This window comes from Xanthocytophaga agilis (genome assembly GCF_030068605.1).
GTDB lineage: Bacteria > Bacteroidota > Bacteroidia > Cytophagales > 172606-1 > Xanthocytophaga > Xanthocytophaga agilis.
This window is the reverse complement of sequence record NZ_JASJOU010000018.1, coordinates 159,073-173,092: the sequence shown is the minus strand read 5'-3', so window position 1 is coordinate 173,092 and position 14,020 is coordinate 159,073. Positions and strand designations below refer to the sequence as shown.

Here is a 14,020-nt window from a genome sequence, read left to right as displayed (position 1 = left end):
GACAAATGCGTATTTACCCTCTTTTATCCCTGAAACTTTTCTGCGAACTTCGTTTGGCAATTTAATATAAGCAACAATAGAAGAAAGGATAGAAATATATTGTACTTAGTATTACAGGTAATAGTAAGTACAATCCAGGAGGAAATAGAAGCTTATTGCTATAAGCGCACATACCGGATATTAGAAGGTAAATCTTAGGGGTGAACAGTGATTTTTTGTAAGATAAAAACTAATATATATAAACCACTTACCCTGGTTTATCCCTAAGGTTTATTTTAAGACACCATTTTACGTTAGTTATATATAAGATCTCGTTTACTTATCCTCGTTATCTTATTCATAGGCTACAAAATTCTCTCTGTGTCAGAGAGTTTTTTGTAGCCTATAGCCTTTTATATAGTAAGTGATCAGTCCAGCAAATGATGTGAGGAGGCAAAGTGAATCAGCATAGCGGTATTGTTGCAACCGGTTTTAGCAAGCAGACTTTGGCGATGATTCTCTATGGTTCTTTTGCTTGTGAAGAGTAAATCTGCGATTTTAGCATTTGTATAACCTTTGGCTACCAATTGAAGTATCTCCATTTCCCGCTTGGATAATCCTATTCCTTCGGGCTGTCCAGTATGTCCCACTTCTGTTCTGGGACCTAACTTTTCAGATTTAGTAACATTTTCCATCGAAGTAACAGGAGAAGATACTGAATCTGTGTAGGTAATTGGTAATTCGCTGTGAGACAGTTTGCCCAATAATGACAATGTAATCTGTGCTGTTACATAACGACTTCCTTTATGAACAATTTCAATAGCATGTATCAATTCTTCGCGTCCTGCTGACTTAAGAAGATAACCTTGTGCACCAGCCTGAAAAACTTTCGCAATCAAATGCTCGTTTTCTACCATAGAAAGAATAAGCACTTTGGTTTCCGGGTGGTTTCTGGCTATATAGGTAGTTGTCTCTAAACCATCCATTTCTGGCATATTCATATCCAACAACACTACATCTATTTTTTCTTTCTCCAGTTGTTCCAGAACTTCTTTTCCATTAGAAGCTTCCGCCACCACTTGAATTGAAGCATCTGAGAATGTAAGCACCGCTTTTAAGCCATCACGGATGATTTTATGGTCGTCGGCTAATAATAGGTTAATCATAATTTCTTTTGATTGAGTAAGTGTGGCAAATAAGGCTACAATCCTGTTGCCAATCAGAGATAATTTTGAGCTTTTTTACTCATTTTTAACCTTTCTATAAAGGAGTTGATAGCACAGGCTAATATATAAAAAATTATGCCTGTCACTTTCATAAATTTGTGAAATTCTCTCTAAGAAGCAAAAGAAAAAAATAATTGGTTTTGGCTTCTTTTTCAATCTGTTACTTTCCAATGTCATTTATCGGAAAGGGTAATAATAGCGTAAAATTCATTTTCCTCTACACAACAAATATACTTATACCGACCAAAGTCCGGCACAAACTTTGTGCACAAATACTAACAAGCCAAACCATACATTTTCTGCTAAAACTGCTAACAGGAAGATACACAATCTTCCTGAGAGATAGTATTTTTTAAGGGAGCCCTTTCTATTTCACTTGTAACTGCTTTCTCAATCTATTATTTGTATGAAAAAGAAAGATTACATTTTGCTCTTAGTCATAGTATTTACAGCCTTACTCGGTTTTGTGACAGATCTATCTGCTCAGGCTGATCAGAAATTTGTGGTAGAGCCAGGCCAGATACCTATCAGAATAATTCCGTTTAACGATCAATATACATTTAGCAATTTTAGACAAGGTACTATCAGCTTTCACAACGGACAGGTGGTGGGAGCTTTACTGAATTACAACCGATTATTTGGAGAAATCCAATTTATCAATTCAAAGGGCGATACATTGTCTTTTGCTCAGGAAAAGCTTATACAACAGGTTAAGATAGATGATAAACTATTTTATTATGATTCAGAGAATGGATATGTAAATGTCGCTACAATGTATTCATCTGTCAAACTAGCCGAAAAACAACTATTTACACTAGAAGGATCAAAAGGTAAGAATGGGAGATTTTCCGGATATTTTGGTCCCACAATTTATGGCAATCGTGGACATAGCCTTGAAACTTCAGAGGACGGAACTATCGAATCAAATAAGTTATTCAGGCAAGAAACCAAATATACATTAACCTTTCGTAAAAAAATATATTATTATTTTGTTGATCACAATAACCGTGTTCATAAAGCCAGATCCTATGCTGTACGAAAGATATTTTCCCGACACCGAAAGGAGATTGACCAATACCTGATTGATAATCCTATTAACTTCAAAGACCCTCACGATTTGCACAAGCTGCTTACATTTTGTACCCAGTTAGTAGACTAAAATTAAACTAAATGCAACCTTTTAAGATTTTATAGGGTCATGGAATATGAACTTAAACCTTAACATCTATGAGATCCATTGGTTTACTTCTTCTTGTCGTTAGTTTGTCCATGTGCAAAAAAGACTGTGTAACATCAGAACGATGCCAGCTTGAACCTGATCCAGGACTTTGTTATGCTTATATGCCTAGGTATTACTATGACAAAGAGGAAAAAAAATGTAAAGAGTTTATCTACGGAGGATGTGGGGGAGTGGTTCCCTTTGAAACATTGGAAGCCTGTAAGGAATGTGAATGCAATCAGACTGGTGACTAATCTATCCTACATACCTGGGTAAAGTATGATCTAATATATAGATGTAACTTTTTTGATTGCATTCTCAATACTCTTACTGACTCTTTTTCGCGTTATCTTTATATAAACTTAAAAAAGGAATATTGCTTGTTCCCACTATCTGAGTACTATTGGTCAGAAGTATTTCAGTCTACCACTATTACCACTATTTTGATACTCCCTAAAAGAATTCTGTGACAAAGGGACCCTACATGATACATAACTATATGTCCAAATTAAGATTGATTTATTTATCAGAAGAATCTTTCGGAAAAACAAAAGAAAGTTACTTGTATCAGAGTTAGTGCTTTACTATATGATAGTAAGTAGCTAAATCTGTTGAAGTGAGTGCTGTGAAGTTAGCCTGACGCAACAAAGTGACTAGTTGCCCACGATGGTAGGTGGTATGGTTAAGCATGTGAGTAAATGATTGCCAAAACTCCATTTTCCCTTCTCCTCCTCTCGGCCATCTGAAAGTGACGGGTTGCAGATATTTGTCTTCAGGGTATATTTCAATGAAATTTTTCAAATCATTAGATAACTTATCCCAAATCTCTATCAGATCAGTCTTTGTACCCTTGAATTCGACAGATAGAAAAGCGGGTTCAGGAATATTTTTCCAGTAATCAATCCATATTTTTTGAGCACTAACAATATGAAGAGTAGTTTGTTTAATACTGCTAAAACTGCTACATATAACCTGTTCCCACTGTTCATCATTGATTTGATTCAGCCATTTGATAATTATACCATTTGCCCAAATAGTATAATCAGCTAATTCCAGAAAATATTTCTTGTTCATTTTTTATCAGGGAGATATAATGGTTTTATAAAAGACACGAGTTGTGAATAGAAAAAAATATTTTTCTGCAGCAACAACCTATAGATCCAGGAGAAGATGTTGTTATGAAACTGGACCAGCAGTTTCTGTTGGCAGAAAGAGAACAGAATGGAGTTTACTAATTTTTACTGCTGTGCATATACTATAGTGAAGCCTTTGCAAGTGTGTTCATATTCAACATAAAACTGGTGAGTGCAGCACTTGCCTTTTCATTTATCTGGATAGGTTCTTTCAATGCATAGACGGTAATGATATAGCGATGCAATTCGCCTGCAGGTGGACAAGGACCAAAATAACCCTTTACACCAACATCATTCAATCCGCCAATAGCACCCTCAGGTAAATTGTTTGTAGATAGGCTTCCTGCATCACTGGCGAGTGATGTCACAGTAGAAGGCATATTATATACTACCCAATGCCAGAGTCCGCTCCCTGTTGGTGCGTCTATATCATACATTGTTACTGCGAATGCTTTTGTTTCTTCAGGTGCATTCTCCCAGTGCAGCTCAGGTGAAATGTTTTCACCCGGACAAGCCGGGCGATTACCAAAATGCCTGTTGGTGAATTGTCCTCCTACCTCATGACTTTTCAGTGTAAATGTCTGTGTAGCACTAATGCCTGTATTGGCCTGTTCAATAATTGCTGATGCTTTGGTCTTCATTTCTCTTTACGTTTTAAATGTTACGCAAAGTTAGATGCGAGCATACAGTTGCATTATAGCTAATCAATCAAAGATTGTTGGGAAAAGGTCAATTTTTGTTGCTGGAACTGCTTAGGACTGACACCATACATTTGTTTGAATGACTGCGAAAAGCTAGAGTGGTTTTCGAAACCTACTTTGTAAAACACTTCACCTGGATTTTCATTTTGTAACAACAGGGAAGAGGCTATTTCCATTTTTCGTTGTAAAAAGTACTGACGTGGAGTAAGATTGTATAGCTTGAGAAATCTCCGTTTGAAAGTAGAAACACTGGTGTGACACAAAAAAGCTAATTCCTCTAAAGTTAAATTGTTAGTTATATTTTGCTCAACGGCTTTTCGTAGTTCTAAGTCTGAATACTCGTTTTGGTTGCTAAGCTGAAAAGACAGAATGGATTCCGGGTATTTCTCCAAAAGATGCAGCATTAACTCTTCAAATTTCAGTTCTAGCTTCATTTCTGAAAAAGCGGATGTCTGTGAATGGATGAGCTTAAGAGAAGTTATGTAGCTTCTGACAAAATCATCTTTCTGAAAAACAACAAATGGCTCTTTTGCTTTACCAACCTTTGATGAAATCTTATCAATGAGAGAAGCATATTTTATAAAGAATTTTGTTAGTGCTGAGTTATCAAAGAAAAACATAGTGCTGCAATACATATTGTTCACAGGCAATTTTTCTGTCATCAAACAATTCCCCGAAGAAAGTAATGCAAACTGAGTATCAGTGATTATTGTCGCATTATTCGCATAGTGCACCACTTTTTCTCCCTGTTCTACTAACGTAATAAGGTTTTGTTCAAGAAATATTTTATTTCTCTGCGCTTTCTTGTCAGAAACGTAGTTGTATATAGTAAAAACCATCACTATCTCCTTTCTATCTGATTGTATACATGCAGTATTGGAAAAAGCCCAGCATAATTTATCGATTTCTATCCGCTGAAGAATTCAGATAAACTGTGATTCAGTAAAGCTATTGATTTTTTTGTTCATTCTCTGAATTGACTCGTTATACGAACAGTAGTTCTCCAAGATAAGGTCTACATACCTCTCTGGATGAAGAGAGGAGATACTGACTATAAAAATGTTATTTTCGGCAACCAACATTATAAGATTTCCAGTACTTCAGAAAAACTTCTTATTAATTCCTGCCTATCATGATACATCAGCAATGCCCATTTTTCTTCCTGCATCTGCTGTAGCCAGTACTTTCGCCACTCCATGATCTTTTTACATTCAAAATCATTTTATGAGCATAAGTATGTTTCAGATACTCAAATTGTAGAATGCAATCTACCTGTAAAAGCAGACATAAAGCTTTACCTGCAATTGTCAACAAAGGGCAAGCTGCTAGTAATAAAAGTAACCCCTTTTGTTTCGATAGACTACTTATTGGTCTACAGCAAGCCCAAAAAGCTTTTATAAGCTATGAGAATAACACATTCCATACACTCTATGACCTGTACGATAATAGTAATCAGGTGTATACAGTGATTGATGCCTGTATAAAATTACGTTCAGACGAGAGATAGAAGATAAAAACAATTTCAATTGGCTGTACCTGTACTAAGGGATGAATCCTGATACTATCAGGATACGACTTACAACCTTTCACTCTATCTGCTATAAATGAGAAGTTTTTTTGTGATTAGATAGATATAGTAAACCCATATGTAACAGTAATCTTTTTGAGGATAATTTTCATACCTTTATATCCTCTGATCCAGATATGGATATAGTTTTAGTGTGTAGTAAAACTATCGCTGGAACTATAAAACTATTAGTCTGTGGATAAAAATGGATAGTGAACTTCGTAGTTTAAGAACAGATGTTGAAAAAGTAAAGCAAATTCCCATTATACAGAACCTGCTGGAAGTTGTTTGTAAAACAACTGGTATGGGATTCGCAGCGGTTGCCAGAGTGACAGCAGAACGTTGGATGGCGTGCTGTGTACATGATGAAATTGCTTTCGGACTTAAATCGGGTGAAGAACTACCTATTCAAACTACTATCTGTCAAGAGGTTCGTCATGACAATCAAGCCATTGCAATAGACCATGTGTCTCAGCATGATTACTTCTGTAATCACCCCACCCCCAAGTTATATGGATTTGAAAGTTATATTTCGGTGCCTATTCTGCTTAAAAATGGAGAATTTTTTGGTACCCTGTTTGCCATTGACCCTAAACCTGCGTTGTTGAATAATCCCGGCACTATCGGTATGTTCAGCTTGTTTGCCAATCTGATATCTTTGCATTTGCAGAATATGGGCTTATTTGATAAAGACAACAATCAGATAAACAACCTGCATAGACAGTTGAAAGATGCACAGGAAGAAAACCGACGATATCAGTTTATTTCCAATCATAATCTGCAGGAGCCCTTACGACACCTTCGTATGTTTACAACAATGCTTATAGAAGCAACAGAACAGAATGAAAATGAGAAGGCAAAGTTACTGGCTTTGAAAATACATACAAAAGCACAGCGATTTACTAAAATGGTCAGTGACTTATCTCGTTATTCAAGTTTTGCCAATACACAAAATAACTTTGAGAAAGTTGACTTAAACCAGTTAATCCAGGAAATACTGGGTCAGCTTCAAACAGAACTAAAACAAAAATCTACCCTCATAACCCTGGAAAACCTGCCAGTCATTGAAGCAGTTCGTCCTCAACTATCTCAGCTCTTTACTCATCTGATCCGTAATGCTATTCGCTTTGCCAAACCAGAGCAAGCCGCCCAGATTCATATTAGTGTAGTCCAGACCTTTGAAAGTGAGCTGGGGATCTACGAAATGATGGGTAATGACTCAAAATTTGTTGAGATTTGTGTTAATGATAAAGGTGTTGGTATTCCTCAATTACAACAGGAAAAGATTTTCGATATCCTGAATCCGTTATCCTATGATCAGGTTCTGGAAAATCGCGATATAACACTTTCCGATTGTCGCAGAATTGTACGTAGTCATCAAGGTAGCATCAGTGTTAAATCAGAACCTGGCATAGAAACAACCTTTTCTATTATTCTGCCATTGACTCAGGAATGATACATGACAAACATAACCATCTGACTTAACAGGATATACTGATGCCTGTACCGCACCTGAATTAAAACAAGCAATAAGATTAAATTGTCCGGCGATACATGTCAATAGACAAATACACTTCTGCACTGATCCGGCTCAGATCATCTACAGATCTCTCCTGACAGACATCATGCTCTCCCATCAACGCCTGTGCATTTTCCAAAGCAGTACACAATCGTTTGCGCACCAAACAAGTGAGTGATTGATCCGGAGCCAAAGCAAATCCACTAATTGTCTCACAAGCCACCCAGATAAGAGACCGCAATGCTATTGGAGCGTGCGCATCTGCCAGACAAGGAGTCAGCTTCTCAATTTCTTCCAATATGGCTACCAGTGCCTTTTGGCTGTCTGTAGTAGAAAGAGGAGTATGGGATGTATTCATACATTTTCACATTTCACTATTTACACATATATACATAATCAGATAAGAAAAAGCCGGACACATTGTCTGTCGTCTGGCTTTTTCATTCTCAACTCTAACCCTAGTGCATCTTGAAAGGAAAAAAATAATGCCATTATCCGGATAATTTCACCAACTATACGGTGAAACACGATCTAATCTAGTTATATACAGGAAAAGTCCATAATACATTGGTAATAAGGCGTTTCCAATGCGTAAGAAGACTTCCCGAAGTTTACATATCTCTACACTAACTTTTTCGGTATGACTATAAAATCCCTCACTCTGCTTATTAACTATTCTATAACTGATGACTTTTTTCTTTTCTGTCTTGAATAATTTCTTTAGTATGAATAACCCTTTGAATTCAAACTTACAGATATTCATCCTTTATACCCTTTTTAGTAGCAACACCTGATCTTATAACAACTACCAAAACTGACCATTTGACTTTTAAAAGTGATTATTCTTATGTGAACGGACTAAAAATGTATTACGAAATAAATGGAGAAGGCAAACCTCTTGTATTAATTCATGGAGGTGGCTCTACTATTCAGACAACATTTGGAAGAATCATACCTCTGCTTGCACAATACAGGAAGCTTATTGCGGTAGAACTACAGGCTCATTGACGAACAAACGACAGAGAAAACGAACTTTCATTTGAACAGGAGGCTGACGATGTAGCCACACTTTTAACCATTCTAAACATTGAAAAAGCAGAATATCTTTGGGTTTAGCAATGGTGGAACCACAGCATTACAAATAGCCATTCGTTATCCTGAACGGGTCAACGCACTGATTGCAGTTTCAGCATTATCTAAGCGTGATGGGGTACCTTCAGCATTTTGGAATTTTATGGAACAAGCACAGCTTGAAAATATGCCACAACTACTGCAGGATGCCTACAAAGAGGTAGCAGCAGACCCTGGGGGCTTACAGATAATGCACGACAAAGATGCCAAAAGAATGGTTGGTTTTAAAGATATTCCTGATAAGCAAATCCAATCCATTAAAACCCCAACGCTAATTATAGCTGGAGAAAAAGATATAATTACTCCTGAACACGCTGCTGAAATGCATCGATTAATTCCCAACTCACAACTGGCAATAATCCACGGTGGACATGGTGAGTATATTAGCGAAATCACAACACTAAAAACAGACTCTACAGAAAGTGATTTTGTTGTACCAATGAACGAAAACTTCCTTAACAAAGGTGCCAGATAACAGCAATAGGAGTGACCTGCCTGCTTTTTATTCTTTAGGAGATTAACTTCTTTCGTCTCTTCTATTTACAATAGCTTGTAGTAAGGAATAAAAAGTATTTTAAACAACCAGGTCCATTTTTTGTTCGGATCTACCCACAAAAATAAGTTTACGTATAGTGTAAAAAGGAGCTGGCAGATTGCTGGCTCTTTTTTTAATTCCTGCCTTTTTGTACTGTATCTACACTAGATAAAAAATAAATCTAGCAATTGTTAAAGGATTAGTTATCAATACCTTCTGTAGATGACCTTATGGGGAAATTACATAGCCCTGCGTGAAATACATGTTTTGCAAAATAGGTATTTACCCTCTTTCTATATCAATAGATATTGTACAAATTTGTTTTCGTCAATGTAGATTTATCCTCTTTAACGCTTATGATATCTATTCCAACACAGCAGATTCTACTAATAGAAGACAATGCTGACTACCGCTGGGAGCTGGCTTGTTGTCTGGAGACATCTCTGAGCAATTGCCAGATTGTTACCCTTTCTGAAAATGAACAGGCATTAGCCTGGCTTAGCTATGCACCTATACAGCCTGATCTGATTTTGTGGAGTGTGGATATGATGCTGAGAGACAACTTTCAACAAATTGTAGCCATTCGAAATAATTCTGTGTGTAAATATGTACCCATTGTAGGTCTGGCAGATTATTGCAATGAAGAATGGATACTACGCTGTTATAGAATGGGAGTGAAAGCGTATGTAGTAAAACCTCACTCAAAAGGGGAATGTTTAGCGCTGGAGCGAATCATTGAGTCATTTCAGCCAATTACTACCCGACCAACCTATGTGTGAGAGGTCAGTTCTGACTAATCCTAAAAGGTATACCGTCTACTATTTATTGCATAAGACTTGCGTTAAATACTTATTTTACAAAATGCGTATTTAATACCTTTTATTCTCTGCAAAGCTTATCAATATTTGTAGTTCCCTGTCAATCAGCTCCTGTTTACTGGAGCTTGGGTGGAAAAGTATTTTATTTGTTAACCACTACTAAACTTTAAAGCTATGGATAGATACTCTCATATTATTCGTGAAAAGATTTATCAGTTACAATGTGTCCTATCCTGGCAGGAAGAGCAAATTCGGACGATGGTTGTGTCACAAAATAAGAACCGTATAGAATTACAGCGGTTGCTTGAACTTGAGAGATTGCAAATGCAGGGAGAATCCATTGACTGGATGTCTTCTTTGGAAGCACCTGTCATGAAACCGGAACAAACAAACTAGTGATTCAAAAGAGCAATAGTGTACTTTGTGTGTGACTTGTATATAAATAGTGCCTTATAGTTATAGTAAACTCCTTGTAACCATCTTGCTTATTGTCTATAGATTATGATTGAAAAGAAGTAAGCCTTTGGCTGCTTCTTTTTTTCTTTTATAGATATTGTCTTTCATATTATCTTCTCCTGACGATCTATAGTATAGCTGAGTTTTCTTTAGTGTTTTGTATGTCTGCTGACCAGAAGTATGGTCATACAGGTTGGTGACCGGAACTATGGTCAGCCGATAATTTGACTGGTATTCGAATAGTTGTCGTGTTTGAACAGAGTTTCAGTCATTCTCTAAAGTGACCATACTTCCGGTCAAAGGCAAAAGTGAACAGAGATCGAATATTTCTGAAAAGCGACTGGTATTCCGGTTAAAACAAAAAATGACTGGAACTTCGGTCAAAATAAAAAGTGAACAGAGTTCCGGTCATTTTGCAAAATGATCCGAAGTATGGTCACTTGCCTTGCTAAATAGTTGCCCGATCACTTTGTCTTTAATTAGAAAAGTGACCATACTTCGGATATCTCTTCTGAGTGACTGGGGTTCCGGTCATTTTTACTCAGTGTCCTGCACTCCGGTCATCTTTTAGAGGTTGTTTACAATTATTTTTAGAGGGTTCAGATACTATTAAAGTTCTTGAAGAACTAAAAAAGCCTGTATTACGCCATTGCCAATTTTTCGGCCATAGTCTTTACCACGTTGCGACTGATCTATAGGCATTAACGCAGCTTGCTACAAAATCTGCTTGTTGAGTTCCTTTAAAATAAGGTATACTACCTCTCAGACGTTTATTGTGACAGGTATAGTACAAGCAATTGCGTAATTTTGATTGATAATCAGGTCGTTAATGTATAAATACTTATTTTTCAAATTGCGTATTTACGCTCTTTCAGAAATACATTCTAATTGCCATCTTTGAAATGTAGTCATTCATACTATGAACAAAAAAAGTGTATACATACAAAATAAGATTGTTCATTTAAAGACATTGATTGCTGCAAAGTCTGCCAGCATTCATAAACTCAATAAGGAACAAAACGAAGTGCGCATAGAACTTCAGCGCACACTAGAGAACAAAACCGGAGATCAGATAAAAGATCAAAATGAGATTCAGGGAGAGACGACCTCATACTTCCAAGAATAACTTTGCCTATAACTACCACTTGCAACCTATGTCTTCCTGAATCTCATATATAAACAGGCAAGTAAAGTAAATAGAGTTCTGGTAACTTCCAGAGTAATTCGAAACATGATCACTTTGCTTGCTGAACATTTTTCCAGCCATCCTTTCTCAACTACATCGGGATTATAATTAATGGTATGAATCCTGAACACAATTATGCCCTTCCACAATTGAAGTAATCTTCCTTTATTTTTTTCGCTGTATTCATCTTTTTTCTCAAAAGTTTGGGAGGATAAAAGAAAATACAAAAAATACATTTACATACCACTTGGGTTTTGTCCTCTTTTAATAATATCAGACAGATAAATTTAATTTTTTGGTAACAGACAAAATTACCTTCAAAAATATCATTGCTCTATCTTTGAGATCAGTTCCGTATAAAATAGAAAGTATAACAAATGAAATGATTTAAAAACAATCCTGCAGAACGCCTTATTATTCTGCCATTTTTAGGGATACTGAAACAATCAATTGTATAAATGATACTTTGTACAATTGATTTTAACTCAAGATTCCAACTACAGTTTATATACTCTTCTGTCACAAGACAACTTTTCGGAAACGCCAATTTCAGTGGCAACATTCAGTTAACCATACCAAAACTTTTTTCTATCTGTATTTCAAACCCTATGACACCTGTAGATACTGACCAGCTATTAGTGGATATGTTTAAGGAGGGAAATGAAAAGGCACTGGAACTGATATTCATCAAATATTATGCAACATTGTGCGATTATACTGCCTATATAGTCAGAAACGATAGCATAGCAGAGGAGATTGTTTCAGACGTATTTGTGAATCTGTGGCACAAACGTGAAGAGCTCCTTATTTCAATCAATCTGAAAGCTTATCTGTACGCTTCTGCCCGAAATGCAGCCTTAAATGCTATTCGAAAGAAGAAGATCAAATTTACTGTTTTAAGTAAAAGCCTACAGGCAAGCCATTCCACCCAGGTTACACCCTATGAACAAATCAAAGAACAGGAACTTGCAGAAGGTCTGCACCAGATTATTGAACGACTACCCAAGCAACGCCGACGCATCTTTCTACTGAACTGGAAAGAAGGTTTACGTATATCTCAGATTGCAATAGAATTAAATTTATCAGAAAGTACTGTAAAAAATCAGTTACAAACTGCTTATCGTTTTGTGAAAGCACAACTTCCCTATTTGTTTGGCCTAAGCACACTGGGATTGGGATATTTGGGTCAGCTAAGTTATCTGTATGAAAGGTTTTTATAGGAATTGTTAACAATTACTTAATCTGTCAGAATAGTCTTTTCTTCTGTAAATCGTGTCTCTGATCATACCAAACAGCACCAGGTTTTATCAAAGACAGTTTTATGCAGGAAGAATCAATGATCAGGGTTTTATTGGGAAAGGCTTCAGAAGAGGAGGCCCGGCAACTGGCAGAATGGCTGGCGACTGATGCGGCTTATCAGGCTATATTTGATCAGCTTAGCATTAGTCTGCAACAAGCTTCTGCCCAAAAATACGATACTGCAACCGGACTGGAAAAACTGAGAAGCAGGCTACAACAGGAAAAATTTGCTGAATCGGATAGTATACCTATCTACTACAGACCTACTTACAAGCAAATTTTCCGGCTGGCAGCTTCTATGCTGATTGTGCTGGGAGCAGGCTGGCTGGGGCTTGTCTGGTACTGGGCCTCTGCTTCCCATAAACCTTCTGTGGCTATGATGGAAATTAAAACCATGCGTGGCGAACGCAAACAGGTTACCCTTCCAGATGGATCACAACTATGGCTTAGTGCAGCAAGCAAAATACGCTTTCCCCGATCTTTTCAGGAAAACAAGCGGGAAGTATTTATGGAAGGAGAAGTCTTCTTTAAAGTAAGCCATAACAAGAAAAAACCTTTTATCATTCATACAGATACACTTCAGGTACAGGTTCTGGGAACTTCTTTTGTTGTGCGTTCTTATCTGAATCATCCCAAAGCTACTGTTACGGTCGCTACCGGAAAGGTGGCGGTGAGTCTGGCAGGTGCCTCTCACAAAATGGCAACTTTAACAGCCAGTCAGTCACTGATATTTCATAAAAATACACAGCAGTCTAGTATCACCTCAGAGCTAAATGTAGCTGAGAACAGATGGAAAGAAGGTCGGCTGGTCTTTGATAAGTTGACCTTTGCAGAGATCGCCGCTGAACTAGAGCGGTATTATGATGTGAAGATTGTATTTGCAACTCCCGAACTGGCTCAGTGTGTGTTCAAGGCAACCTTCAAGCCTATGCACCTGGAGCAGATTTTACAGGTGCTGCAGCAGACAAAACCTTTTCACTATGAACATAATAGGCAAAATAAAAAAGTAATCCTATCAGGCAAAGGGTGCTGAAGAGCTGATCATCAACTAAAAACCAATCACCTATGCTAGAGTGCAACAGAACAAATACAAAACCCTAGCGGGCATTCCAAAGTGGTCATGCTCAGAAATACCAGGAATGTTGACGCATTCCTGGTAGAAGCTGAAATGTGACTACTATCCTTCCCTTATTGTTTGGCAACATTACTGAAATGGATAAAAAGCACATACAACAGGTGCTTCAGGGGAGC

The 14,020-nt window shown here is 37.1% G+C and carries 15 protein-coding genes; 10 read left to right on the top strand and 5 right to left on the bottom strand.

The window, feature by feature from the left end; translation table 11 throughout:
- Window positions 1-407 precede the first annotated feature (407 nt).
- On the bottom strand, window positions 408-1,145 hold the full coding sequence (locus QNI22_RS34595) for a response regulator (RefSeq protein ID WP_314518408.1): 738 nt from the start codon (window positions 1,143-1,145) through the stop codon (window positions 408-410).
- A 466-nt stretch (window positions 1,146-1,611) separates the two neighbouring features.
- Here QNI22_RS34595 and QNI22_RS34590 point away from each other — a divergent pair, with 466 nt between their 5' ends.
- Both QNI22_RS34590 and QNI22_RS34585 read left to right on the top strand, forming a co-directional pair.
- Window positions 1,612-2,364: a hypothetical protein gene (locus QNI22_RS34590; RefSeq protein WP_314518403.1), complete on the top strand. Its 753-nt coding sequence runs from the start codon at window positions 1,612-1,614 to the stop codon at window positions 2,362-2,364.
- Window positions 2,365-2,432: 68 nt separating this feature from the next.
- Window positions 2,433-2,678 carry a BPTI/Kunitz domain-containing protein gene (locus QNI22_RS34585; RefSeq protein ID WP_314518398.1) on the top strand — a complete coding sequence of 82 codons (246 nt, stop codon included), beginning with the start codon at window positions 2,433-2,435 and terminating at the stop codon, window positions 2,676-2,678.
- A 319-nt stretch (window positions 2,679-2,997) separates the two neighbouring features.
- Here the strand turns inward: QNI22_RS34585 and QNI22_RS34580 are convergent, their stop codons facing one another.
- The 3 genes from QNI22_RS34580 to QNI22_RS34570 all read right to left on the bottom strand — a co-directional run bounded on the left by QNI22_RS34580 (window position 2,998) and on the right by QNI22_RS34570 (window position 5,097).
- On the bottom strand, window positions 2,998-3,498 hold the full coding sequence (locus QNI22_RS34580; RefSeq protein WP_314518393.1) for a DinB family protein: 501 nt from the start codon (window positions 3,496-3,498) through the stop codon (window positions 2,998-3,000).
- Between the two features lie 181 nt (window positions 3,499-3,679).
- Entirely contained in the window at window positions 3,680-4,198 is a 519-nt protein-coding gene (locus tag QNI22_RS34575; protein ID WP_314518392.1) for a YbhB/YbcL family Raf kinase inhibitor-like protein, read from the bottom strand.
- A 59-nt stretch (window positions 4,199-4,257) separates the two neighbouring features.
- The gene (locus tag QNI22_RS34570) at window positions 4,258-5,097 is read right to left on the bottom strand and encodes a helix-turn-helix domain-containing protein (protein ID WP_314518390.1); all 840 of its coding nucleotides are present in this window, start codon (window positions 5,095-5,097) and stop codon (window positions 4,258-4,260) included.
- Window positions 5,098-6,030: 933 nt separating this feature from the next.
- On the opposite strand from QNI22_RS34570, the gene QNI22_RS34565 reads away from it, so the two are divergent.
- Window positions 6,031-7,281 carry a GAF domain-containing sensor histidine kinase gene (locus tag QNI22_RS34565; protein WP_314518388.1) on the top strand — a complete coding sequence of 417 codons (1,251 nt, stop codon included), beginning with the start codon at window positions 6,031-6,033 and terminating at the stop codon, window positions 7,279-7,281.
- Between the two features lie 79 nt (window positions 7,282-7,360).
- On the opposite strand, the gene QNI22_RS34560 is transcribed toward QNI22_RS34565, so the two are convergent.
- Window positions 7,361-7,702: a hypothetical protein gene (locus QNI22_RS34560; protein WP_314518387.1), complete on the bottom strand. Its 342-nt coding sequence runs from the start codon at window positions 7,700-7,702 to the stop codon at window positions 7,361-7,363.
- A gap of 464 nt (window positions 7,703-8,166) precedes the next feature.
- Between QNI22_RS34560 and QNI22_RS34555 the strand changes: the two genes are divergently transcribed.
- From QNI22_RS34555 to QNI22_RS34525, 7 genes are all read left to right on the top strand, one after another.
- A complete protein-coding gene (locus QNI22_RS34555) occupies window positions 8,167-8,352 on the top strand; it encodes an alpha/beta fold hydrolase (RefSeq protein ID WP_314518385.1) in 186 nt (61 codons plus the stop codon).
- 79 nt (window positions 8,353-8,431) lie between these two features.
- Window positions 8,432-8,950, top strand: coding sequence for an alpha/beta fold hydrolase (locus QNI22_RS34550; protein WP_314518383.1), 519 nt, complete (start codon window positions 8,432-8,434; stop codon window positions 8,948-8,950).
- 416 nt (window positions 8,951-9,366) lie between these two features.
- On the top strand, window positions 9,367-9,789 hold the full coding sequence (locus QNI22_RS34545) for a response regulator (protein WP_314518380.1): 423 nt from the start codon (window positions 9,367-9,369) through the stop codon (window positions 9,787-9,789).
- Between the two features lie 213 nt (window positions 9,790-10,002).
- On the top strand, window positions 10,003-10,224 hold the full coding sequence (locus QNI22_RS34540) for a hypothetical protein (protein WP_314518377.1): 222 nt from the start codon (window positions 10,003-10,005) through the stop codon (window positions 10,222-10,224).
- A gap of 979 nt (window positions 10,225-11,203) precedes the next feature.
- Window positions 11,204-11,410 (top strand): hypothetical protein, encoded by a 207-nt coding sequence (locus QNI22_RS34535; protein ID WP_314518375.1) that lies wholly within the window; start codon window positions 11,204-11,206, stop codon window positions 11,408-11,410.
- 668 nt (window positions 11,411-12,078) lie between these two features.
- Window positions 12,079-12,690, top strand: a complete 612-nt coding sequence (locus QNI22_RS34530) for an RNA polymerase sigma-70 factor (protein WP_314518372.1) — start codon at window positions 12,079-12,081, stop codon at window positions 12,688-12,690.
- Window positions 12,691-12,791: 101 nt separating this feature from the next.
- A complete protein-coding gene (locus QNI22_RS34525; protein ID WP_314518369.1) occupies window positions 12,792-13,802 on the top strand; it encodes a FecR family protein in 1,011 nt (336 codons plus the stop codon).
- Window positions 13,803-14,020 lie beyond the last annotated feature (218 nt).

Bases quoted from the DNA above. Each gene is read 5' to 3' on its own strand.
- QNI22_RS34595 (WP_314518408.1), bottom strand. From the start codon at position 1,145: ATGATTAACCTATTATTAGCCGACGACCATAAAATCATCCGTGATGGC.
- QNI22_RS34590 (WP_314518403.1), top strand. From the start codon at position 1,612: ATGAAAAAGAAAGATTACATTTTGCTCTTAGTCATAGTATTTACAGCC.
- QNI22_RS34585 (WP_314518398.1), top strand. From the start codon at position 2,433: ATGAGATCCATTGGTTTACTTCTTCTTGTCGTTAGTTTGTCCATGTGC.
- QNI22_RS34580 (WP_314518393.1), bottom strand. From the start codon at position 3,498: ATGAACAAGAAATATTTTCTGGAATTAGCTGATTATACTATTTGGGCA.
- QNI22_RS34575 (WP_314518392.1), bottom strand. From the start codon at position 4,198: ATGAAGACCAAAGCATCAGCAATTATTGAACAGGCCAATACAGGCATT.
- QNI22_RS34570 (WP_314518390.1), bottom strand. From the start codon at position 5,097: ATGGTTTTTACTATATACAACTACGTTTCTGACAAGAAAGCGCAGAGA.
- QNI22_RS34565 (WP_314518388.1), top strand. From the start codon at position 6,031: ATGGATAGTGAACTTCGTAGTTTAAGAACAGATGTTGAAAAAGTAAAG.
- QNI22_RS34560 (WP_314518387.1), bottom strand. From the start codon at position 7,702: ATGAATACATCCCATACTCCTCTTTCTACTACAGACAGCCAAAAGGCA.
- QNI22_RS34545 (WP_314518380.1), top strand. From the start codon at position 9,367: ATGATATCTATTCCAACACAGCAGATTCTACTAATAGAAGACAATGCT.
- QNI22_RS34540 (WP_314518377.1), top strand. From the start codon at position 10,003: ATGGATAGATACTCTCATATTATTCGTGAAAAGATTTATCAGTTACAA.
- QNI22_RS34535 (WP_314518375.1), top strand. From the start codon at position 11,204: ATGAACAAAAAAAGTGTATACATACAAAATAAGATTGTTCATTTAAAG.
- QNI22_RS34530 (WP_314518372.1), top strand. From the start codon at position 12,079: ATGACACCTGTAGATACTGACCAGCTATTAGTGGATATGTTTAAGGAG.
- QNI22_RS34525 (WP_314518369.1), top strand. From the start codon at position 12,792: ATGCAGGAAGAATCAATGATCAGGGTTTTATTGGGAAAGGCTTCAGAA.